The 20,267-nt window shown below is 69.0% G+C and carries 21 protein-coding genes; 7 read left to right on the top strand and 14 right to left on the bottom strand.

Features of this window, described 5'->3' with window-relative positions; translation table 11 throughout:
* Position 1: 1 nt before the first annotated feature.
* Positions 2-1,489 (top strand): efflux transporter outer membrane subunit, encoded by a 1,488-nt coding sequence (locus tag VSR71_RS25800; RefSeq protein WP_342916621.1) that lies wholly within the window; start codon positions 2-4, stop codon positions 1,487-1,489.
* Between the two features lie 141 nt (positions 1,490-1,630).
* Here the strand turns inward: VSR71_RS25800 and VSR71_RS25795 are convergent, their stop codons facing one another.
* The 3 genes from VSR71_RS25795 to VSR71_RS25785 all read right to left on the bottom strand — a co-directional run bounded on the left by VSR71_RS25795 (position 1,631) and on the right by VSR71_RS25785 (position 5,033).
* Entirely contained in the window at positions 1,631-2,611 is a 981-nt protein-coding gene (locus VSR71_RS25795) for a TetR/AcrR family transcriptional regulator (protein WP_342916620.1), read from the bottom strand.
* A gap of 203 nt (positions 2,612-2,814) precedes the next feature.
* Positions 2,815-4,410, bottom strand: coding sequence for a GMC family oxidoreductase (locus tag VSR71_RS25790; RefSeq protein WP_342916619.1), 1,596 nt, complete (start codon positions 4,408-4,410; stop codon positions 2,815-2,817).
* An 8-nt stretch (positions 4,411-4,418) separates the two neighbouring features.
* Positions 4,419-5,033, bottom strand: a complete 615-nt coding sequence (locus VSR71_RS25785) for a hypothetical protein (protein WP_342916618.1) — start codon at positions 5,031-5,033, stop codon at positions 4,419-4,421.
* 126 nt (positions 5,034-5,159) lie between these two features.
* Here VSR71_RS25785 and VSR71_RS25780 point away from each other — a divergent pair, with 126 nt between their 5' ends.
* From VSR71_RS25780 to VSR71_RS25765, 4 genes are all read left to right on the top strand, one after another.
* Positions 5,160-6,215, top strand: coding sequence for an AraC family transcriptional regulator (locus tag VSR71_RS25780; protein ID WP_342916617.1), 1,056 nt, complete (start codon positions 5,160-5,162; stop codon positions 6,213-6,215).
* A 58-nt stretch (positions 6,216-6,273) separates the two neighbouring features.
* Positions 6,274-7,227, top strand: coding sequence for a LysR substrate-binding domain-containing protein (locus tag VSR71_RS25775; RefSeq protein WP_342916616.1), 954 nt, complete (start codon positions 6,274-6,276; stop codon positions 7,225-7,227).
* A gap of 123 nt (positions 7,228-7,350) precedes the next feature.
* Positions 7,351-8,322: a tripartite tricarboxylate transporter substrate binding protein gene (locus VSR71_RS25770; protein ID WP_342916615.1), complete on the top strand. Its 972-nt coding sequence runs from the start codon at positions 7,351-7,353 to the stop codon at positions 8,320-8,322.
* A gap of 262 nt (positions 8,323-8,584) precedes the next feature.
* On the top strand, positions 8,585-9,556 hold the full coding sequence (locus VSR71_RS25765) for a M14 family metallopeptidase (protein WP_342916614.1): 972 nt from the start codon (positions 8,585-8,587) through the stop codon (positions 9,554-9,556).
* 45 nt (positions 9,557-9,601) lie between these two features.
* Here the strand turns inward: VSR71_RS25765 and VSR71_RS25760 are convergent, their stop codons facing one another.
* From VSR71_RS25760 to VSR71_RS25735, 6 genes are all read right to left on the bottom strand, one after another.
* Positions 9,602-10,150 (bottom strand): Sbal_3080 family lipoprotein, encoded by a 549-nt coding sequence (locus VSR71_RS25760; RefSeq protein ID WP_342916613.1) that lies wholly within the window; start codon positions 10,148-10,150, stop codon positions 9,602-9,604.
* A gap of 136 nt (positions 10,151-10,286) precedes the next feature.
* Entirely contained in the window at positions 10,287-10,487 is a 201-nt protein-coding gene (locus VSR71_RS25755; protein ID WP_029046432.1) for a hypothetical protein, read from the bottom strand.
* 27 nt (positions 10,488-10,514) lie between these two features.
* On the bottom strand, positions 10,515-11,093 hold the full coding sequence (locus VSR71_RS25750) for an OB-fold putative lipoprotein (protein ID WP_342916612.1): 579 nt from the start codon (positions 11,091-11,093) through the stop codon (positions 10,515-10,517).
* Positions 11,094-11,136: 43 nt separating this feature from the next.
* The gene (locus VSR71_RS25745; protein ID WP_342916611.1) at positions 11,137-12,381 is read right to left on the bottom strand and encodes a glycosyltransferase; all 1,245 of its coding nucleotides are present in this window, start codon (positions 12,379-12,381) and stop codon (positions 11,137-11,139) included.
* Positions 12,382-12,417: 36 nt separating this feature from the next.
* The gene (gene mnmE / locus VSR71_RS25740; RefSeq protein WP_342916610.1) at positions 12,418-13,845 is read right to left on the bottom strand and encodes a tRNA uridine-5-carboxymethylaminomethyl(34) synthesis GTPase MnmE; all 1,428 of its coding nucleotides are present in this window, start codon (positions 13,843-13,845) and stop codon (positions 12,418-12,420) included.
* A 100-nt stretch (positions 13,846-13,945) separates the two neighbouring features.
* Entirely contained in the window at positions 13,946-14,776 is an 831-nt protein-coding gene (locus tag VSR71_RS25735; RefSeq protein WP_342916609.1) for a CHAD domain-containing protein, read from the bottom strand.
* 178 nt (positions 14,777-14,954) lie between these two features.
* Here VSR71_RS25735 and VSR71_RS25730 point away from each other — a divergent pair, with 178 nt between their 5' ends.
* Both VSR71_RS25730 and VSR71_RS25725 read left to right on the top strand, forming a co-directional pair.
* A complete protein-coding gene (locus tag VSR71_RS25730) occupies positions 14,955-15,392 on the top strand; it encodes a PaaI family thioesterase (RefSeq protein WP_342916608.1) in 438 nt (145 codons plus the stop codon).
* A 24-nt stretch (positions 15,393-15,416) separates the two neighbouring features.
* Positions 15,417-15,803 carry a VOC family protein gene (locus tag VSR71_RS25725; protein WP_342916607.1) on the top strand — a complete coding sequence of 129 codons (387 nt, stop codon included), beginning with the start codon at positions 15,417-15,419 and terminating at the stop codon, positions 15,801-15,803.
* A gap of 24 nt (positions 15,804-15,827) precedes the next feature.
* Here the strand turns inward: VSR71_RS25725 and tam are convergent, their stop codons facing one another.
* The 5 genes from tam to rpmH form a co-directional block, all read right to left on the bottom strand.
* Positions 15,828-16,598 carry a trans-aconitate 2-methyltransferase gene (gene tam / locus VSR71_RS25720; protein ID WP_342916606.1) on the bottom strand — a complete coding sequence of 257 codons (771 nt, stop codon included), beginning with the start codon at positions 16,596-16,598 and terminating at the stop codon, positions 15,828-15,830.
* A gap of 320 nt (positions 16,599-16,918) precedes the next feature.
* The gene (gene yidC / locus VSR71_RS25715; protein WP_342916605.1) at positions 16,919-18,589 is read right to left on the bottom strand and encodes a membrane protein insertase YidC; all 1,671 of its coding nucleotides are present in this window, start codon (positions 18,587-18,589) and stop codon (positions 16,919-16,921) included.
* 21 nt (positions 18,590-18,610) lie between these two features.
* A complete protein-coding gene (gene yidD / locus VSR71_RS25710) occupies positions 18,611-18,919 on the bottom strand; it encodes a membrane protein insertion efficiency factor YidD (RefSeq protein ID WP_342916604.1) in 309 nt (102 codons plus the stop codon).
* Between the two features lie 10 nt (positions 18,920-18,929).
* Positions 18,930-19,385, bottom strand: coding sequence for a ribonuclease P protein component (rnpA, locus tag VSR71_RS25705; RefSeq protein ID WP_156914340.1), 456 nt, complete (start codon positions 19,383-19,385; stop codon positions 18,930-18,932).
* A 142-nt stretch (positions 19,386-19,527) separates the two neighbouring features.
* A complete protein-coding gene (gene rpmH / locus VSR71_RS25700; RefSeq protein WP_008650850.1) occupies positions 19,528-19,662 on the bottom strand; it encodes a 50S ribosomal protein L34 in 135 nt (44 codons plus the stop codon).
* Between the last annotated feature and the right edge of the window lie 605 nt (positions 19,663-20,267).

Here is a 20,267-nt window from a genome sequence, read left to right as displayed (position 1 = left end):
CATGACCAAGACCCTGACCACACTGCTGCTGGTGGCCGGCGTTCTGAGCGGCTGCACGCTGGCGCCCAAATATGAGCGCCCCGCCCCGCCGGTGGCCGGCAGCTTCCCGGTGGCACCGGAAGGCTATGCCACGGCCGAGGTGAAGAGCGGCGAGGCCCGCCGCGCGACCGACATCGGCTGGCGCGAGTTCTTCCGCGACCCGCGCCTGCAGGCGCTGATCGCCACCTCGCTGGACAACAACCGCGACCTGCGCCAGGCCGCGCTGCGCATCGAGGAAGCGCGCGCCACCTACCAGGTGCAGCGCGCCGACCTGCTGCCCACGATCAATGTGGAAGGCGGCTACACCCGGGCCCGCACCACTCCGGCCGAGGCGGCCACCGTGCTGGGCCAGCCGGGGGTGACCGAGGTCTACCGGGTCGGCCTGGGCATCTCTTCGTACGAGCTCGATTTCTTCGGGCGCGTGCGCAGCCTGTCCAATGCCGCGCTGGCGCAGTACTTCTCCACCGAAGAAGCGCACCGCTCGGCGTATATCTCGCTGGTGTCGGAAGTCGCCAAGGCCTACCTGGCCGAGCGCTCCTTTGCCGAGCAGTACGAGCTGGCACGCAACACGCTGCAGGCGCGTGAAAGCACCTACGGGCTGGCCAAGCGACGCTTCGAAGCGGGCGCCACTTCGGCGCTGGACCTGCGCGACAACGAGTCGCTGGTGGCGCAGGCACGCGTCTCCGCGGCGCAGCTGGCACGACAGCGCGCGCAGGCGCAGAACGCGCTCGAAGTGCTGGTGGGCAAGCCCATCGGCACCATCGAGAACCTGCCCGAGCCGATGCGGCTGTCGGACGAGCGCATCATCAGCGATATCCCGGCGGGCCTGCCGTCGGAGCTGCTGGAGCAGCGTCCCGATATCCGCCAGGCCGAGCAGCAGCTGCTGTCGGCCAACGCCAATATCGGCGCGGCGCGCGCGGCGTTCTTTCCGCGCATCTCGCTGACCACCAGCGTGGGCACCATCAGCCCGACGTTCTCCGGGCTGTTCGATGCCGGCACGCGCGCATGGTCGTTCGCGCCGCAGCTGACGCTGCCGATCTTCGACTATGGCCGCAACATGTCGAACCTGGATCTGGCCAACGTGCGCAAGAACATCCAGATCGCCAACTACGAGAAGACCATCCAGACGGCCTTCGCGGAAGTGGCGGATGCGCTGGTGGCACGCGGCACGCTGGAAGACCAGGTCACCGGCCAGGAACAGGTGCGCGATGCCGAAGCCGCGCGCTACGAGCTGTCGCGCCTGCGCTTCCGCAGCGGCGTGGCCAGCTACCTGGACGAACTCGATGCGCAGCGCCAGCTGTTCACCGCGGAGCAGGCGCTGATCCAGGCGCGGCAGCTGCGCCTGAACAACGCAATCGACCTGTATCGCGCGCTGGGTGGCGGGTTGAAGGAGGACAGCGCGGTGGCGCAGCAGCCGGCGCCGGCGGGGCAGCAACCGGTGGCGCAGTAACGCTTAATGCCGGTTTGCTCCCCTCTCGCGCAATCGGGAGAGGGAGCAAACAAGCGGGGAAGGAAACGACAGAACCAGTGGCACCAGCCACTGGTTTTTTTTGCACTCAGAACCAAATTCTTCTTCAGCGTCCCGCGGCCGCTATGTCCGGCTGCGCATTCGCATCCAGTCATCCAGCGGGTTGCTGGGGAAACTCACGGCATGCTCGCGCTCGCGCACGGCCACGGTGGCAGCGGCGGCGGGCCTGGTGCCCGCATTGCGCACGGTGCGTGCGCTCTCGCGGGCCTTGCCGATGGTCGCCGCGGTGACTGCGGCGCTCGTTGTGGTGCTCGTTGTGGAGGTTGCGGCGGCCGTGTCCGGCACCGTTGCCGCCAGCGCGGCGTCATGCTCTTGCGCGCTGGCAGGCGGTAAAGCCTGCTGCGATGCCGCGAGGTCAAACACCGACTGGAAGGCCGATTGCGACTGCGCATCGGGGGTCGCCACGTTCAGCACTGCCTCGACCATTGCCGTCAGGTTGGCCAGCACCTGCGCGTCGCTCATCGGCCTGCCTTGCGTAAACGCGGGCAGCAGGTTGCACAGCTCCTCGCCGGCCAGCACGCCCGACAGTGCCTTCAGCGCGAACTGCAGGCGCGTGCCAAGCTCATTCCGCGGCAATGCGGGAAGGGCGCGCGCAAAGGCATCGAAGAAGCGCCCGTACACCGGTGCGTAGTGCTCCAGCAAATACTGCCGGATAAAGGGCGAGGTGTCCGAATACACGCGTCCGAGCAGCCGCAGGAACGATGGGCCGCCCACCGCGGGTTCGCGCGCCATCTGCAGCGCGGGCACGAACAGCGCGCCCATTACGTGCTCGCAGCGGATGCCTGCGCCGGGCCAGCTCGCTTCGCACGCATCGAGCAGCGCCAGGCGCCGCGCGTTGAGCGGATCGAGCCGCCGGCTCAGCACGGCGTGCATCATGATGTCTTTACTGCGGAAGTGATAGTTCACGGCCGCCAGGTTGACGATGGCACGTGAAGTGACTTGCCTGAGCGAGGTGGCTTCGTAGCCGACCTCGATGAACAATTTCTCCGTGGCGTCGAGAATCCGGGCCTTGGTGTCTCCTGCCGAGCTTCTGCCGGTCTTCATGGGGGCGTCTCTCTCCGGTGCTGCCGTAAACCCCTTTCAAATATCTTCGCTGTTCCGCTCCCAGCTCTGGCGGCATACGGATGCTTGAAACAGCTGTATGAAGCCTATCCACGGCTCCGAGCGTTTCACAAGCGCTGAATTGGAATGGCTATTCTAAATCCGGCGCCTGTGTGGGCTATCGCACTGCAGCTGCGCCGACCCCATCATGCCGTGATGCGTCGGGCCAGCGTCTCTGCATTCTGTGCCGTCAGCGCGAACACTGACAACTGCGGATTGGCGCCTACGCTGGTGGGGAAGACCGAGCCGTCGAACACCGACAGGTTGGCCAGCTGGTGGTGGCGCCCATGACTGTCCACCACGCCGCGGCGGGGGTCGTCGCTCATGCCGCAGCCGCCCATCAGGTGCGCGGTGAACAGCGCCGTGCGGAACGGCTTGAGCGGCAGCCTCGCGATCGCGTCGCGCGCTTCGGGCCAGCTGCGGTAGTCGGTGGCATCCAGGTGGGCCGGCCGCACCTTGACCGCGCCCGCGGCGAACTGCGCCTGCGCCATGCTCAGCCATGCGCGGCGCACGCCGTCCCAGGCGTAGTCGCTCATCTCGTAGTCGAGCAGCGGGCTGCCGTCGGCGGCCAGCCGCACGCGCCCGCCCTCGCTCTGCGGCACGAAACCGTCGCGCAGCAGCGCCAGCATGGCGTTGGTGTTGGGCAGCTGCGCGATATCGCGCCGCAGCGCGTCGCCCATGCCGTTGAGCACGCCGGCGCTGATGCCGGGGAACAGCGGTGGTACCTCCAGCTTGTAGCCCATCGGGCCGGTGGCGCCGTTGGCCCACTGGAAGTGGTCGGAGGCTACCGATTGCGGCGCGCCATAATAAGGATCGATTTGCTCCGGCATGACGGCGATACTGATATTCACCGGATGGATGAATGTGCGCACGCCCAGCCGTCCATGCGGGTCCGGCACGCGCGAGCGCAGCAGCAGCCCCGGTGTGTTGATGGCGCCGCCGGCGACGACCACGTGGCGCGCGCGCACGGTCACGCCCACGCCGGTGGGCGTGCGGCCATCGGCACCGAGCGCTTCGCCGATGACCGATTGCACGCGCTGCCCGTCGTGTTCGAGCGTGCGTACCCGCACCCGGTGCACCAGCGTCGCGCCGGCCGCCAGCGCCGCCGGGATGGTCGATACCAGCATCGACTGCTTGGCATTGACCGGGCAGCCGAAGCCGCAATAGCCGGAGTTCCAGCAGCCCTTCACGTTGCGCGGGATGACGTGCCACTCCCAGCCCAGCTTTTCGCAGCCGCGGCGCAGCACGTCGTTGTTGGGGTTGGGCGCCATGGCCCAGGGCGCGATGCCCAGGCGCGCTTCGACCTGCGCGAACCACGGCGCCATGTCGGCTTCGCCGTGGCCGCTGACGGCGTGGTGCTCGGCCCAGTGCGCCAGCGTCTGCGGCGGCGTACGGAAGCTGGACGACCAGTTCACCGTGGTGCTGCCGCCGACGGCGCGGCCCTGCAGGATGGCGATGGCGCCATCGGCCGTGGTGCGCGCCGCGGCCTCCTGGTAGAGCTCGCGGTAGGCGCGGTTCTCGTCCATGTCGCGGAAGCTGTCGGAGGTGCGCAGCGCGCCTTCTTCCAGCAGCACCACGCGCAGTCCGGCGCGGCTCAGCGTTTCGGCGCTGATGCCGCCGCCCGCGCCGCTGCCGACGATGACAACGTCCGCGTCGAGCGTGCGGGAGGTGGTGAAGGTGGCGGCATCCAGCACCTTCCAGCCGGCGGCGATGCCGGCGTCGTAGAGATTGTCGATGGCCATGTCGGGTTTCAGGCGTGCAGCGCCTTGTAGACCGGCGCATTGGGGCCGGGATAACCGCTGCCCGCCCAGGCGGCAGGCAGCACGTAGTAGCTCACGCTGGCGAGCTTGACCAGCACCACCGCGCCGGCATTGAGCGTGGCCAGCCGGCTGGCGCGCCAGCGTTCCAGGAAGGCCTGGACCTGCGCCGGCGTGGTGGCGTCCCACGGCTGGCGGATGCCGGCCAGCGCCCAGCGCAGCGGCGTGCTGGCGAGCAGGCCGAACAGCTTGCGCAGCTCGGCCTGCGCGCCGGCGTTCATCGCGGCGCAGCTGGTGTCGATATTGCGCAGCGTCTCCTGCACCAGGGCCTCGCGCCGCGGCGGCGGCGCCTCGGCAAGATCGGTGACGACGGCCGGCAGCAGCGCGCGGAACATGGCCACGTCGTCGGGCCGCAGCCAGGCCATGCCGGCCTGAGGCGCGGCATCGGCGGCGCTGCAGCCGGCCAGCGACGGCACCAGCGCGGTACACGCGAGCGCGGCCGAGAAGCCGAGTCCGACCTTGAGGAAGCCGCGGCGCGACAGCGCGTGCAGCGCCTCGGCGCCGGCATCCGCGCCCCGTTGCGGCGCAGGTTGGGAATGCGGGGGCATGTGGTCTCCTGTGCGTCGGTGTTGTTGTCAGGGCGGGTTTCAGGGCGGGATCTGCCCGCATTGACGCTACCTGTAGTTTGGATAAAGATCGGTGCCCCGTCTTGATTTCGTATGACAGGTGATTTGATGCCACGCGCCATCCCGCCCGCCGGCGGTGCCACGGTATCTGGCACCGTGTCGCTCGCTTACCTGCGCGCCGTGCTCGACCACGGCGAACGCCAGGGCATTGCCGCCGCCGACCAGCTGCGCGCCGTCGGCGTGGCGGCCGACATCCTCGGCGCCAGCGGTGCGCCGATCGCCACGCGCATCCCGGGTGCCGCCTACCTCGCGCTGCTCGACTGGCTAGGCGACGCCACCGGCGATCCGCATGTCGGGCTGCGCGCCGGGGCCGCCTTCGTGCCGCGCCACTATGGCGAGATGGGTTATGTGGTGCTGACCACGCCGACCGTGCGCGACGCCATCCTGCAGGGCATACGCTATGAGGTGCTGGCCTACGATATCGGCCGCACCCGCCTGGTCGAGGCGCCGGGCACGGCGTGCATGACCTGGGCCGCGCAGCACGGACCGCTGTCGCGCCACGCGCATGAGCTGCACATGGCTACGTGGACGGTGTTCGCGCGCTGGCTGATCGGTGACCGCTACATCGCCACGCAGGTTGAATTCCCGCACCCCGCTCCAGCCGACACCAGCCTGCATGCCGAGGTGTTCGGCTGCCCGGTCGCCTTCGGCACCGGCCGCCATGCCATGCACATCGCCCCGGCGCTGCTGGCCCTGCCTTCGCTGCAGGCCGATGCCGACATGCAGGCGCAGATGACGCGCATCGCCGACTCGCAACTGCAGCTTCGCGTCCCCGCCGGCGCCGACGAACTGGCGCAGGCGCGTGCCTACATCAGCGCCCGCCTGCAGGACGGCGAGCTGCCCATCGCCGACGTGGCCGCGCACCTGCGGCTGCCGGTGCGCACATTGCAGCGACGCCTGCAGGCGCAGGGCATCAGTTATTCACAGCTTGTGGATAACTTGCGGCGTGCGCTGGCCGAGCAATACCTGGCCGATCCCGCGGTCAGCCTGGCGCAGTGCGCGATGCGGCTGGGGTATTCCGAGCAGAGCGCGTTCACGCATGCATTCAAACGCTGGACCGGCGAGACGCCGCACGGCTGGCGCCGGCGCGTGGCGCAGGCGTAGCAAAACCCATCCTTGTTTTGCCGATAATGAGGGCAGACCAACCCCACCGCCCGCTTCCATGCATATCCGCTGGCTCGAAGACTTCGTCTGCCTGGCGCAGGCCGGCAGCCTGGCGCGCGCCGCCGAGCTGCGCAACGTGACCCCGCCCGCGTTCGGCCGGCGCATGCAGGCCGTGGAAGTGTGGGCGGGCGCCCCGCTGATCGACCGCAGCGTGTTCCCGGTGCGCCTCACCGCCGAGGGCCGCCTGTTCCTGGAAGCCGCGCAGGGCGCGCTGCGCACGCTGGAGGAAACGCGGCTGGCACTGCGCGCCGCGCATCGGGCCGACGCCAGCACCGTGACCATCGCCACCGGCAAGACGCTGGCGCGCTCGATGGTGCCGGCGTGGCTGTCCGGCCTGCGCGAGACGCTGCGCGGCGACCCGGCCGCGGCGGGCTTCCGCACGCGGCTGTCGACCTTCCCCATGCACGACGCGCTGGCGATGTTCGCCGAGGGCGATGCCGATTTCCTGCTGTGCTACAGCCCGCCCGACCTGCCGGTGATGCTGGACGACGCGCGCTACCAGTTCCACCTGGCCGGCGTGGAGCGGCTGGTCTGCGTCAGCGCAGCCGACGCGCACGGCGCGCCGCTGCACCGGCTGCGCACCGGCAAGGCAGCGAAGGAAAAGCCGGTGCCGATGATCGCCTATGCCGAGACCCTGACGCTGGGGCGCATGGTCAACCAGGAGATCGCGCGCCGCAAGCTGGCGCCGCGGCTGGACGTGATCGCGGTCAGCGACTTTGCCGAGTCGGTGCACGAAATGGTGCGCCAGCGCATGGGCCTGGCGTGGCTGCCCGCGCGGCTGATTGCCGACGACCTGCACGCGGGGCGGCTGGTGCGGGCGATCGTCGCCACCGCCGCGGGGACCGACGAAGGCGGCGACCTTGCCCTCGATATCCGCCTGTACCGCCCGCGCGCGCCGATGCGGCCGCTGGCCGAGGCGTTCTGGCGCGCCGCGGTGGCGGCGCCGCGCTAGTTGCGGCCCTTGCGCCACCATTGCCGAATCGGCAACCCCCCTTGCCAAAGCCGCATCCCGGCCCGCCCCGCGCTCACTAACATCGGGTCACAACATCTATTCCGGGACCCCAGAGCCAAGACCATGAAAACCATCCTGCGCGCGGCCGCTGCCGCACTCTGCCTTGCCACTGCCACCGGCGGCGCCTTTGCCAGCACCTGGCCCGCCAAGCCGATCACGCTGGTGGTGGGCTATACCGCCGGCGGCAGCGTCGACCTCGTCGCCCGCACCATCGCGCCGGAGCTGGGCAAGCGCCTCGGCCAGAGCGTGGTCATCGAGAACCTGGGCGGCGCCGGCGGCACCATCGGCGCGTCCAAGGTGGTCAAGGCCGAGGCCGACGGCTACACGTTGCTGATGGGCTCGGGCAGCGAGGTGTCGATCGCGCGCCTGACCAACGCCGCGGTGCGCTACGACGGCGAGAAGGATCTGGCGCCGGTGACCTTCGTCGGCACCCAGCCGATGGTGCTGGTCGGCAAGCCGGGCCTGCCGGCCAAGAACGCCGCCGAGCTGATCGCGCTGGCCAGGGCGCAGCCGGGCAAGCTGTCGTATGCGTCGTCGGGCGTTGGCACGCCGCTGAACCTGGCCGGCGAGCTGATCAAGCAGCAGGGCAACGTCAATATCACCCACGTGCCGTACAAGGGCGCCTCGGCCATGGCCACCGACCTGCTCGGCGGCCAGATCGACCTGGCGGTGATGGTGCTGTCGTCGGCGCTGCCGCATATCCAGGCGGGCCGCGTGCAGGCCTATGGCGTGACCGGCGCCAGGCGCGCCGCGGTGGCGCCGAACGTGCCGGCGCTGGCCGAGACGCCGGCGCTGAAGGGGGTCGACATGGGCGTATGGTTTGGCCTGATGGGGCCGGCCAACCTGTCCAAGCCGGTGGTCGAGCGGCTCAACACCGAGATGCAGGCCGTGCTGGCGATGCCGGACGTGAAGAAGAAGCTGGCCGAGGCCGGTGTGGAAGTGACGCCTGGTAATCCTTCCCAGTTCGGCAGCTTTATCAAGCGCGAGACGGGGCGTTACCGGACGATCGTGCAGGCGGCCGGGATTCGTGAGTGAGGGGTAGCGCGGGCGTGGTCGTTTCTGCCAGCGCCGGCCCTCACCCCCGCCCCTCTCCCGCAGGCGGGAGAGGGGAGACCACAGCCAGCATGCGTAATGACTGGCGCCTGTTCTCCAGCCACCGGTTTGCTCCCCTCTCCCGCTCGCGGGAGAGGGGCCGGGGGTGAGGGCCGGCGCCTGCCAGTACCACTACCCCCCTCAAAATAAATCCCGACCCGCCAGCCACCGACCTGCCGGGCACCTCCTGATAGCACCGATTCCCATGACCCACCCCACCCACCTCGACGCCTACCCCGTCGACGTCGCCTTCCCCGACATCCGCCCGTACGCCACCGGCAACACCGGCATCCCCTACCTGTACACCTTCGACAGCGGCCAGCCCGGCCCGCACGTGATGGTCAACGCCCTCACCCACGGCAACGAGGTCTGCGGCGCCATCGCCGTCAAGGCGCTGCTCGACCACAACCTGCGCCCGCGGCGCGGCCGCCTGACGCTGGCCTTCGCCAACGTCGACGCCTACCACAGCTTCGACCCGACCAGGCCCGACGCCTCGCGCTTCGTCGATCAGGACTTCAACCGCGTATGGACCGCCGCCACGCTGGACGACACCAGCCGCGATTCCTCCGAACTGCGCCGCGCGCGCGCCATGCGCCCGGTGATCGACACCGTCGACCTGCTGCTCGACCTGCATTCGATGCATGAGAAAAGCCGCCCGCTGATCGTCTCGGGCCCGCTCGACAAGGGCATCGCTCTGTCGCGCGCGCTGGGCGCGCCGGCCGACGTGATCGTCGACGAAGGCCACCCCGAAGGCCGCCGCATGCGCGACTACGACGGCTTCGGCGATCCCGCCAGCCCGCGCAACGCGCTGCTGATCGAGTGCGGCCAGCATTGGGAGCCCGCTGCCGTGACGGTGGCGCAGGACAGCACCGCGCGCTTCCTGCTGCACGCCGGCGTGGTCGACGCCGCCGACCTGCCCGCCGGCTGGCTGCAGCCGCTGCCCGCCGCGCAGCGGGTGGTACGCGTGACCGAGCCGGTGGTTGCCGCCAGCATGGATTTCCGCTTCGCCGGCCCCTATACCGGCCTGGAGACCTTTGCCGAGGCAGGCTCGGTGATCGGCTGGCGCGATGGCGAGCCGGTGGTGACGCCGTATCCCGACTGCGTGCTGGTGATGCCTTCGCTGCGCCAGCTTCGCCCCGGCGTGACCGTGGTGCGGCTGGGCCGGCTGGAGCGCTGAGCCGGGTTTGCCGAGTGCGGTGGAAGGGTCAGGTCTCTTGCCTGATCAGGCTCCCGTCGCCGGTGCCTGCGGCGTGCCGGCCGCCGGCGCCGGCAGCATGCCCGGGAACAGCTGCTCGACCAGCTCGTTCAACTTGGACGCCGGATCCACAAAGTTGCTCAGGTTGAGTCCGCCGGCGCTGCGGTTGGCGCTGTAGATCGCCTTGCCGACGCGGTCGCCCTGGCGGAAGACGGTGATGTCCACGCTGTCCAGGTATGACGTCCAGAACCAGGCGCTGCGCGCGGTGTAATACGCCACCATCGGGCACGCCAGCGGCGCCGCCGCCTCGGCCTGCAACATCTTTACCTCGAAATTGCGCTGCTCCAGCGAGGCACGGAAGGCCTCGACATAGTTGTTGCCGCTCACGGGGTTCACCACCACGCACAGCAGCATGCCGTTGGCGCCGTAGTCGCCGCGCGGGCCGCCGCCGGCAGGCACCTGGAACGCGGTATTGGGATCGGAACGGTCGAGGTGGTCGACCGGGGTCACGGCCTGGTAGGTCGAGCAGCCGCACAGCAGCAGGCCGACGCTGGCGGCCAGCAGGGCTTTGTTCATGGGAATCCTGGATGCTTGAGGCACCGCCGCGAGCGCGCTATGCGGGCAGCGTGCCTTCACACTGTAGGCGCTGCCGGCGCCAGCCGATTCCCGGAATAGAGGCGCAAAACCGGCGCTGCTGCGCCGGCGTGGCGCGTCAGCCGCCCGCCCCGCCCTGCGCCAGCCGACCCACCAGGATCAGGCAGAACGCAGCCAGGCACAGGCCTACCACCGCGACCTGCAGCCGCGTCACGGGCCTGCCGCCCAGCAGGGTCTCGCTGAGCCAGCGCGGCGAAGCCAGGCCGGCGGCGGTCGCCGCCAGGATGATGAGCGCAAGCACGGACAGCACGGATTGCATCGCAGGTTCTCCGGTTCAGGCTTGCGCTCAGTTGGCGCCACCGCGCAGCAGGCAGTCGCGCAGCAGCGGCGCGCCATCGGCCAGCCCGGCGCCATTGCATTCCACCGCCACCTTCTGGCCGCGCCGCACCATGGTCGCGCGGGCCTCCACTTCGCAGACCCGTCCCGCCGGGCCGCAGATCTGCCGCTGCAGCAGCAAGGCGCGCACATTGGCGGCGGGATCGTTGGTGCGGATATCGACAAACACTTGCTCGCCCTCGCGGCGCACGCCGCTGGCGACGCCTTCGACGATCACGTAGCGATCCAGGTAACGCGCATCGGCGGCCTTGGGATCGTTGCGGTAGTCGTCCAGGATCGCGCTGGCCTGGTATTGCGGCAGGCGGTCGGCGGGGCGCTGCGGGTCGATGCTGATCGGGTCCAGCGTGCCGTCGCGCGGCACACCGCGCACGTCGCTGGCCGCGGCAAGGGGCGCGCTGGCCTGCGCCGGTGCCGCGGATTCCGCGGGTGCGGCGGCATCCTCATGCCGCTCATTGCCGGCAAGCCACAACATGCCAAGGACAGCCACGGCGACGATGGCAATGAGGATCTGCTGGGTACGGTTCAACATCTGGCGGTGCTGCCTGGCGGCATGCAAAAAGGCGAAAGCGCGATTATGCGCTACCCCGGGCGCAGAAGCGCGCGATTGCGGCCACCGCGTGTTCCACCCCGCGCTCCGCCGCAACGGCGCGACCCAGCGCGGCGGCCTTGTCGCGCGTCTCCGCGTGCTCGGTGAACGCGATCATCGACGCCAGCCGCGCCGCATCGATCTTGTGCCCCGGCACGTACGCCGGCGCCACGCCCAGCGCCGCCAGGCGTCCCGCCCAGAAGAACTGGTCGCCCGCGAACGGCAGCACGATCGACGGCACACCGGCCGCCGCCACCGCATGCGTGGTGCCGGCGCCGCCATGGTGGATCGCCGCGGCCACGCGCGGCAGCAGCCAGTCATGCGGCGTGGCGCCGATCACATGGAAACTGGCCGGCAGCGCGGATACATCGATGCCGGACCAGCCCGGATAGAACAGCGCGCGCCGGCCATCGACGGCCCGCACCATGGCATTGACCACCTTCTGCCGGTCAAAGCCCGCCATGCTGCCAAAGCCGATATACAGCGGCGGCGCGCCGGCCGCCAGGAATTCGCGCAGCGCTGCGCCCGGCTGCCAGTCCGGCTGCGCCGGCATGCCCCACGCGCCAGTGACCAGCCAGTCCGCATGCCAGTCGCGCGGGCGCGGCACCAGGTGCGGCGAGATCGCGTACAGCGAAGGGAAATCGCGCCACATCGCCCGGCGCGGCGCCACGCCGAACAGCTTCGCGCGCGCCGCGTTGGTGGCATTGCGGAACATCCGCCACAGCACGAAGTTGATCACCGCATGACTGGCCCGATTGGCCCAGCCTGGCATGCGGAACGGCGGCAGCAAGGCCGAAGGGAAATCCCGCGTCGGCGAGATCGGGAACATGCCCGCGCCGATCACAGGCTTGCCCAGCTGCTCGCCCACGGACAGCGCCACATAAGCCGTCAGTCCCGAAAACACAATGCCATCCGCATCGCGCGCCGCCTCCGCCAGCTGCGCCATCCACGCCTCGGCGTTGTCCTCCGCAATACGCCCGAACGCGCGCGTGGCCTCGGCCACGTTGCCACCCTCGATCATCAGCTTGTGCAAGGCACCGCCGGGCTGCAGGGTTTGCTGGATATCCCCGGCCATCGGCGCGAAAGGCAGGCCATGCTCGGCGGCCAGCGTCGCCGCGGAGCGTTCGCCGAGCATCAGCACGTCATGCCCGGCGTCGCGCAGGCCAAGGCCGAGGGCTACGATGGGGCGGCAGTCGCCCTGGGTGCCGAAGGTGATGAGGGTGAGGCGCATGGGGGAAGAAGGTGGCGCGTTCCGGTTGCGACCGCCTCACTTCCCAATACAAAACCGCGTAAAAATCGTCCCCAGCAAATCATCACTGGTGAACTCGCCGGTAATGCTGTTCAGGTGCTCCTGCGCCAGCCGCAACTCTTCCGCAAAGAGGTCAAGCGCCTGCGCCTGGCACTCGCTCTGCTCGGCGGCCACATCCAGGTGCGACTGCGCCTGCCGCAGTGCCGTCAGATGCCGCTCACGCGCGAGGAAGGTGCCTTCATTGCCGGATTGCCAGCCCACCAGCCGCAGCAGCTCGCGCCGCAGTAGTTCGATGCCGGCACCGGTGCGCGCCGAGATCCAGATCTCGGTCGGGTTGGGCCCGTTCGCGGCGACCACGTGCGGGCGGTTGCCGCCGAACATCGTGTCGCCCACGGCCGGCGCCTTGTCGATCTTGTTGACCACACGCACGATCGGCGAGCCCGGTGGCAGATGCCCGCTGAGCTGGTCGTCGATGGCGTCGTCGATCTCGGACAGGCCGTGGCGCAGGTAGTCGGTGGCGTCGACCAGGTGCAGCACGACGTCGGCGCGGCGGATCGCGTCCCAGGTGCGCTCGATGCCGATGCGCTCGACTTCATCGGTGGCGTTCTCGCGCAGGCCGGCGGTGTCGATGATATGCAGCGGGATGCCGTCGATCTGGATGGTCTCGCGCACGCGGTCGCGCGTGGTGCCGGCGATCGGCGTGACGATGGCGAGTTCGGCGCCGGCCAGGGCGTTGAGCAGCGAAGACTTGCCTACGTTGGGCTGGCCCGCCAGCACTACCGACAGGCCCTCTCGCAGCAGCGCGCCCTGCCGCGCCTGCGCCAGCACGCCGCCGAGTTCATTGCGGATCGCCGCAAGCTGGCCGCGCGCGTCGGACTGCTCCAGGAAATCGATCTCTTCCTCGGGGAAATCCAGCGTGGCCTCGACCAGCATGCGCAGGTGGATCACCTTGTCCACCAGCGTGCGGATCGCATTGGAGAACTCGCCTTCCATCGAGCGCGCCGCGGAGCGTGCCGCGGCTTCGGTGCTGGCTTCGATCAGGTCGGCCACCGCCTCGGCCTGCGCCAGGTCGAGCTTGTCGTTGAGGAAGGCGCGGCGCGTGAATTCGCCCGGCTCGGCCAGGCGCAGGCCGATGCCGTCGCCGGCCTGCAGGCAGCGCGTCAGCAGCATCTGCATCACCACCGGGCCGCCGTGGCCCTGCAGCTCCAGCACCTCTTCGCCGGTGTACGAATTGGGCGCAGGAAAGTACAGCGCGAGGCCGTGGTCGATGACCTTGCCGTGGCCGTCGAGGAATGGCAGGTAGGTGGCATGGCGCGGCTTCAGTGCCTGGCCGCAGACGGCGCGCATGACGGGGCCGACATCGGGGCCCGACACGCGCACCACGCCGATGCCGCCGCGTCCGGGCGCGGTGGCGATGGCGGCAATGGGAACCTGGGGAGCAGTCATGGCGGTATTGTCGCAGATCGATTGCTGTTGGCGTGGCGTGGGTTGCACTTGCAGGAACGCCGCACAGCGCGGTAAGTCGGCCGCCATGCCAGGCGGGGCGTCAGCTCGCGCCGGGCGGTGGCGGCGGCACGTCGTCGGGCAGCTCCGGCACGCCCAGGCACTCGCGCATCAGCCGACGCGCGACCATGGCGTCGACAAAGTCCCCCAGCCGAGTCTGTTGCCTGACCAGCTTGCGCTGCAGCCGCCTGGTATAGCGCGACGGCAACACTGGTGCCAGCGCCTCGATCGTGTAGCGCAGCCGCTTGCCTGCGATGCGTTGGTCATGCACCGCGCGCGGGTCGCCGCCTCGGGCGGCCTGCATCAGCGCGCGCAGCCGCTTGCGGCCGCGGCGCACGCGCTGGCGCGCGAACGGGCCCAGGCGGTCGCACCGTCCGGCTTTGCCTTGGGCGGCGACCTTTTCCGCAAGGTGGCCCAGGTGGGCGAGATCGCGCTGCACGACCGGCAACTGTCCGTCGCGATAGCTGACCAGTGCCGCCAGCATGGCCGCGCGAGCCGTGTTGCGTTGTCTGGCGGCCGTGTCGGCCACGGCGGCCAGCACCGGGTCCTCGGGTTCCTTCTTGCGCGCCGGGGCCACGGTCTCGGCCAGGAAAACGTCCCAGTCGCGCACCTCGCTGGTCGCTCGCGCCAGTGTGCGCAGTTCGCGCTTCCAGCGGTCGCGTTCCAGCAGTGGCAGCGCTGGCCCGAGCGCCCACAGCACCGCGCGCGCATGGCGCACCGCCACGCGCAGCTGGTGCAGGTCCTCGGCTTCGTCGCGGTGCAGCAAATCCTGCAGGGACGTGTCGATCCGCGCCAGACTTGCTTGTGTCAGCGCGGCAAAAGCAACGACCGGCTGCGTCTTGCGGCGCAGCTTGGGCGGCTGGGCGTCAGTCATGGCGGTCTTCATGCGGTCAGGCGCGCCGGTGCGGGACGCAGATGCCACCAGTGTAGGCGACGGCACGCGCGAATGCCTCGGTGCGTCGCATCAGGCGCTGCCGCGGTTGACAGCGGCCCGCCGTCGCGCTGGAATGCGCACACCGCCTGGTGATGCAGTGACCGTAAGAGGATCCGCCATGACCACCGAACAGGAGCGCCTGCTGCTGCGCGACACCATCGACGCCGGCTTCCGCCAGGCCGCGTTCGTCAATGACGTTGGCATCACGCTGGCGGACTGCGGGCCAGGCTGGTGCGAGTCGACGCTGGCCATCACGCCGCGTCACCTGCAGCACGGCGGTATCGTCCATGCGGGCGTGCAGGCCACCATGGCCGACCATACCGCGGGCGCGGCGGCTACCACCATCCTCGAAACGGGCCAGCACGTGGTCACCGCGGAATTCAAGATCAACCTGCTCAGGGCCGTGCGCAGCGAACGGCTGCGCTGCCGTGCCGACGTGCTCAAGTCCGGCCGCTCGATCATCGTGGTCGAGGCGGATGTGTTCGCGGACGTGCACGGCGAAACGGTACTGGTGAGCCGCTTCAACGCCACCATGAGCGTGCTGGACCTGGCCTGAGCCAACCCCTGCAAAGGAGCAAGCATGATCGACCATACCGGCGTCAGCGTCAGCGATTACATTAAGAGCCGCGCGTTCTACCTGAGCGCGTTGGGCGCCATCGGCTACGGCCTCGTCAAGGAATTTCCGGCCAGCGTCACCGGCAGTACTGACGTGGCAGGCTTCGGGCCACCGGGCAAGCCGGATTTCTGGATCCACCGGGGTGAGCCAAACCGGCCGCCGGTCCACGTGGCGTTCCGCGTGGGCAGCCGCGAGCTTGTGGACAAGTTCTACCGCGCCGCGATCGAGGCGGGCGGACGGGACAATGGCGCGCCGGGGCTCCGGGCGCATTACCACCCGGATTACTACGGCGCCTTCGTGCTGGACCCGGACGGGCACAACATCGAGGCGGTGTGCCACAAGCCGGCCTGATCCGGCAGATCCGGAAGTTGGCGTTCAGCGCGTTGCCACGATAAACAGCCGCGGGAACGGCAGCAGCACCGACTTGTCGGGCAACGCGGGGTAGGCCTTCGCGATCTCGCTTTCATAGCGCGCCAGGTACGCCAGGCGCCCGGCCTCGTCCAGCGGCTGCAGGAACGGCCGCAGTCCGCTGCCCTTGAACCACTCCACCACCGCCGCCGCGCCGCCGGTCAGCGGATGGTGGTAGGTGGTCAGCCAGACATCCACGCGCTGGCACAGCGGGCGCAGCAGTTCGTAGTACCACTGCGCAGGTGAGCGCTCGGCGCGCGCCTTGCTGGCGCTTGCCAGCTTCTCTGCCCACGGGCTTTCCGCCGCCACCTGCCGCATCAGCCGGTGCGCGGGCTCTTCCAGGTTGTCAGGCATCTGCACGGCCAGCGTGCCGCCTTCGGAGAGTTTGGAAACGAGTTTGGGAAACAGGCTGGCATGGTCGGGCAGCCATTGCAGCACGGCGTTGGCCAGGATCACGTCGTACGGGCCGGGATCGTCCCAGGCGCCGATGTCGGCCACGCGGAATTGCACATCAGGCAGGCGCTTGCGCGCGGCGTCGACCATGTCGTCGGAACTGTCCAGGCCGGTGATCGACGCGCCGTTGTAGCGGCCCAGCAGCACCTCGGTGGAGTTGCCCGGCCCGCAGCCGATATCCACCGCGTTGCGCACGATCTCGTTGGGGATGGCGGCAACGAGGTCGCGGACCGGGCGGGTGCGTTCGTCTTCGAAGGCAACGTATTGGCGGGCGGACCAGCTCATGGGATTCTCCAGGCAGTGAGGCGCAGGCCAGTAGCATACGCCTGCATAACGCCTGCCGCAGCCAACACCGCACGAACATGGCTCCCCTCTCCCGCGCGCGGGAGAGGGGTGGGGGTGAGGGCCGGAGCCTCCACGAAGTCGAACGCGCCATGCTTGGCAAACGCCCGCCCTCACCCCCGGCCCCTCTCCCGCCAGGCGGGAGAGGGGAGCAAACCGCCAGCACAGCAAAAGCCCTCGGCCTCCAGTCACACAACAAACAAAAAGCCCGGCATCACTGCCGGGCTTCATGGTTACTGCATCGGTTTGCTGCGATCAGCCAATCAGCTCTTGGCCACAACCGCCGCCTTGCCCTTGCCCAGCATCCGATTAATCTGCCACTGCTGCGCAATCGACAGAATGTTGTTCACCACCCAGTACAGCACCAGGCCGGCCGGGAAGAAGAAGAACATCACCGAGAACACCAGCGGCATGATCGTCATGACCTTGGCCTGCACCGGATCCGGCGGCGTCGGGTTCAGCTTGGTCTGCACGAACATCGACACAGCCATCACGATCGGCAGGATGTAGAACGGATCCGGCACCGACAGGTCATGGATCCAGCCCAGCCACGGCGCGCCGCGCATCTCAACCGACGACAGCAGCACCCAGTACAGCGCGATGAACACCGGGATCTGGATCACGATCGGCAGGCAGCCGCCGAGCGGGTTGACCTTCTCGGTGCGATACAGGCCCATCATCTCCTGGTTCATCTTCTGCGGGTCGTTCTTGTAACGCTCGCGGATCGCGGTCATGCGCGGCTGCAGGTCCTTCATCTTGCCCATGGACTTGTAGCTCGCCGCCGACAGCGGGAAGAACACCAGCTTGATCAGCACCGTCAGCGCGATGATCGACCAGCCCCAGTTGCCCAGGAAGCCGTGCAGCTTCTCCAGCAGCCAGAACAGCGGCTTGGCCAGGATGGTCAGCCAGCCGTAGTCCTTCACCAGCTCCAGGCCCGGAGCGATCTTCTCGAGCATGTGCTCTTCCTGCGGACCGGCGAACAGGCGCGCATCGGTGCTCACCGTGGCGCCCGGGGCCACTTCGCCCAGCGGCTGCTGGATGCCCACGCGGTACAGGTTCGGATCGATCTGCTGGACGTAGAAGCTGTGCTCCTTGCCGGTCTGCGGAATCCAGGCCGAGGCAAAGTAGTGCTGCACCATCGCCACCCAGCCATTGTTGGCCGCGGCCGGCACGCTGGTCTTGCCCTTGGCGATGTCTTCGAAGCTGATCTTGTGGTACTTGTCGGCGTCGGTGTAGATCGCCGGGCCGGTGAAGGTGCTGTAGAACTGCGACTGCTCCACCTTGCTGCCGTCACGCGCCAGTTCCAGGTACAGCGTCGGCGAAACCGGCGCGGTACCCGCGTTGGTCACGTCGAACTTGGAGTCGACCACGTAGCTGCCCTTGCGGAAGGTGTAGGTCTTCACCAGCTTCACGCCATTCTTCTCGCCGGTCAGCACCACCTGCAGCTGCTCGGCGCCATCCAGGCTGCGCGGGCCCGGCGCGGCGGTGAACACCGTGGTGTGGTTGGGCAGGTCGCCGCCGATCAGGCCCGAGCGCGCCATGTAGGTGCGCACGTTGTCACGCTCGAACAGCACCACCGGCTTGCCGTCCTTCTCGAGCTCCTTGAGCAGCTCCAGGCGCGACACGATGCCGCCGGCGGTGTCGATCTCGGCGCGCACCGTGTCGGTGGTCACCACGATCTTCTCGCCGGCGGGCTGGGCGGCGGCCTGCGGCGCAGCGCCGGCGGCCGGGGCGGCTGCGCCCGGCTGGACGTTGGCCTTGGGCACGTCGCCCTGCGCGGCCGCGCCGCTGGCGGCCGGCGCCGAAGCGCCCTGCTGCTGCGTCGCGCTCGGGAAGAACATCGACGCATGGCCTTGGGAGCGTTGCCAGTTGTCGTAGAGCAGCACGAGGGACATCGAGAAGATGACCCAGAGGATGGTGCGTTTGATATCCATGTCTGGCTGTGGTCGGAGAAATCAGGGTCTGGGCAGACGGATTGCGGCAGGCGCATGGCCCGCCGCGGCATGGACGGAACGGCCCGAGGCGGAGTCCGCCCTGGCCGTGTCGGTTTCCGTGCCCGGCACGGGATCATACCCGCCTTGTGCGAAAGGATGGCAACGGCACAGCCGGCAGGCGGCCATCCAGCTGCCGCGCGCGGCGCCGTGATGGACGAGCGCGTCGCGGGCGTAGTCGGAACAGGTCGGCAGGAAGCGGCACTGCGAGCCCAGGTAAGGACTCAGGGCGATCTTGTAGATACGCAGCAGGGCTAGCAGGATTCGCTTCATGGTGAGACCGTCAGGCCGGAAGGCCCGGTGGCTGGCTCTGCGGGGCAGAAGCCGGCGGCGGGGCGGGCGGTGCAGGGTTGGCAGCGGGCGGCGGCGGCAGCGGCCTGGCCGCCACCTCCAGCAGGCTGGCGATTTCCGCCGCGCACGCCTGTCGGACCGCCGTGCGCGTGGCAAATTCCGCCCGCGGGAATTTTGCCTGCAGGCGCAACAGCACATCACGCCCCGACAACTGCTCGCGGCGCTGGCGGAACAGCTCGCGCGCCATCCGCTTCACCAGGTTGCGCTCGGCGGCACGCGGCGCGAACTTCTTGCCCACGACCACGCCCAGCCGGGCTTCGGCCTGGCCGTTGGCGCGCACGTACAGCACGAAATGCGTGCTGCGCCGCCGGGGCCGCAAAGCAAAAACGGATGAAAACTCATCCGTCTTTGTTAGCCTCGCGGCTTTGGGGAAGGCATGGGCTGACACGCTGGGCAAGGCTGGCGAGAGATACTGCTGACTGACTAGCTGGACCCGGCGGCAACCCGGCGCAAACTGCGCAGGCCGTCCTGGACCCGAGGCAAGAGGCATCGACGGCGCCGGTGGCGCCGTCAGGCCAGTTGCCCGGGCCTCAGATGGCCAGGCGCTTGCGGCCCTTGGCGCGGCGAGCGTTGATGACGGCACGGCCGCCACGGGTCTTCATGCGCACGCGGAAACCGTGGGTACGCTTGCGGCGGGTAACGGAAGGTTGGTAGGTACGTTTCATGTTGCACTCTCTGGTTGATCTGGGCGTGCCCGGCTCCGGCCGGTGCCGGGGTGCCGTGGCCGCCGCGTATGGTTCGCATGGGGCTGCCGCTGGCAAGGAACTGCCGCGGTGTTGCCGACGATTCTGGTTCTGTCTTGCTGCCGGCCGGCGGCGCGGTGCAGGCGTGGGCCTGTGGGCGCGGACGGCACGAACAGGCCAGACCCGGCGATGCGCATACGTGATCCCCTGCCGCATCGCAGAACCCGGCATTTAATCCAGTTTTAGCGACCGTGTCAAGGTAAACGGTGTTGTGCACCGGCACATATGCCACATACCGAAGAGCTTGTCAGTGCGTCATTGTCCACAGTGGCCAGTGCACAAATTTATGTGCGTGCCGCGCCGCCAACATATAAGACAACTCAGGCCGAAGTCTATGTTTTCCCAGAATTTTCGCGGGTTTCCACGACCCGCTACCCCGCACTGCAGCACGGGTTGTGCACAGCAATCCACTGAATTTGCACAAGTTGTCCACAGACTTATCCTTTGTGGATAACTCCGGGGCGGGGGTACAATCCCGGTCCAAACACATCACGGGCTGCGTGGCGCAGGCGCAACCCGGGTCCCCC

It is taken from the genome of Cupriavidus oxalaticus, from assembly GCF_038900635.1.
GTDB classification, from domain to species: domain Bacteria; phylum Pseudomonadota; class Gammaproteobacteria; order Burkholderiales; family Burkholderiaceae; genus Cupriavidus; species Cupriavidus oxalaticus_B.
Note: the sequence above shows the minus strand (reverse complement) of the source record. Positions and strands in the feature narration are given on the sequence as shown.

Bases quoted from the DNA above. Each gene is read 5' to 3' on its own strand.
- VSR71_RS25800 (WP_342916621.1), top strand. From the start codon at position 2: ATGACCAAGACCCTGACCACACTGCTGCTGGTGGCCGGCGTTCTGAGC.
- VSR71_RS25795 (WP_342916620.1), bottom strand. From the start codon at position 2,611: ATGAAGACCGGCAGAAGCTCGGCAGGAGACACCAAGGCCCGGATTCTC.
- VSR71_RS25790 (WP_342916619.1), bottom strand. From the start codon at position 4,410: ATGGCCATCGACAATCTCTACGACGCCGGCATCGCCGCCGGCTGGAAG.
- VSR71_RS25785 (WP_342916618.1), bottom strand. From the start codon at position 5,033: ATGCCCCCGCATTCCCAACCTGCGCCGCAACGGGGCGCGGATGCCGGC.
- VSR71_RS25780 (WP_342916617.1), top strand. From the start codon at position 5,160: ATGCCACGCGCCATCCCGCCCGCCGGCGGTGCCACGGTATCTGGCACC.
- VSR71_RS25775 (WP_342916616.1), top strand. From the start codon at position 6,274: ATGCATATCCGCTGGCTCGAAGACTTCGTCTGCCTGGCGCAGGCCGGC.
- VSR71_RS25770 (WP_342916615.1), top strand. From the start codon at position 7,351: ATGAAAACCATCCTGCGCGCGGCCGCTGCCGCACTCTGCCTTGCCACT.
- VSR71_RS25765 (WP_342916614.1), top strand. From the start codon at position 8,585: ATGACCCACCCCACCCACCTCGACGCCTACCCCGTCGACGTCGCCTTC.
- VSR71_RS25760 (WP_342916613.1), bottom strand. From the start codon at position 10,150: ATGAACAAAGCCCTGCTGGCCGCCAGCGTCGGCCTGCTGCTGTGCGGC.
- VSR71_RS25755 (WP_029046432.1), bottom strand. From the start codon at position 10,487: ATGCAATCCGTGCTGTCCGTGCTTGCGCTCATCATCCTGGCGGCGACC.
- VSR71_RS25750 (WP_342916612.1), bottom strand. From the start codon at position 11,093: ATGTTGAACCGTACCCAGCAGATCCTCATTGCCATCGTCGCCGTGGCT.
- VSR71_RS25745 (WP_342916611.1), bottom strand. From the start codon at position 12,381: ATGCGCCTCACCCTCATCACCTTCGGCACCCAGGGCGACTGCCGCCCC.
- mnmE (WP_342916610.1), bottom strand. From the start codon at position 13,845: ATGACTGCTCCCCAGGTTCCCATTGCCGCCATCGCCACCGCGCCCGGA.
- VSR71_RS25735 (WP_342916609.1), bottom strand. From the start codon at position 14,776: ATGACTGACGCCCAGCCGCCCAAGCTGCGCCGCAAGACGCAGCCGGTC.
- VSR71_RS25730 (WP_342916608.1), top strand. From the start codon at position 14,955: ATGACCACCGAACAGGAGCGCCTGCTGCTGCGCGACACCATCGACGCC.
- VSR71_RS25725 (WP_342916607.1), top strand. From the start codon at position 15,417: ATGATCGACCATACCGGCGTCAGCGTCAGCGATTACATTAAGAGCCGC.
- tam (WP_342916606.1), bottom strand. From the start codon at position 16,598: ATGAGCTGGTCCGCCCGCCAATACGTTGCCTTCGAAGACGAACGCACC.
- yidC (WP_342916605.1), bottom strand. From the start codon at position 18,589: ATGGATATCAAACGCACCATCCTCTGGGTCATCTTCTCGATGTCCCTC.
- yidD (WP_342916604.1), bottom strand. From the start codon at position 18,919: ATGAAGCGAATCCTGCTAGCCCTGCTGCGTATCTACAAGATCGCCCTG.
- rpmH (WP_008650850.1), bottom strand. From the start codon at position 19,662: ATGAAACGTACCTACCAACCTTCCGTTACCCGCCGCAAGCGTACCCAC.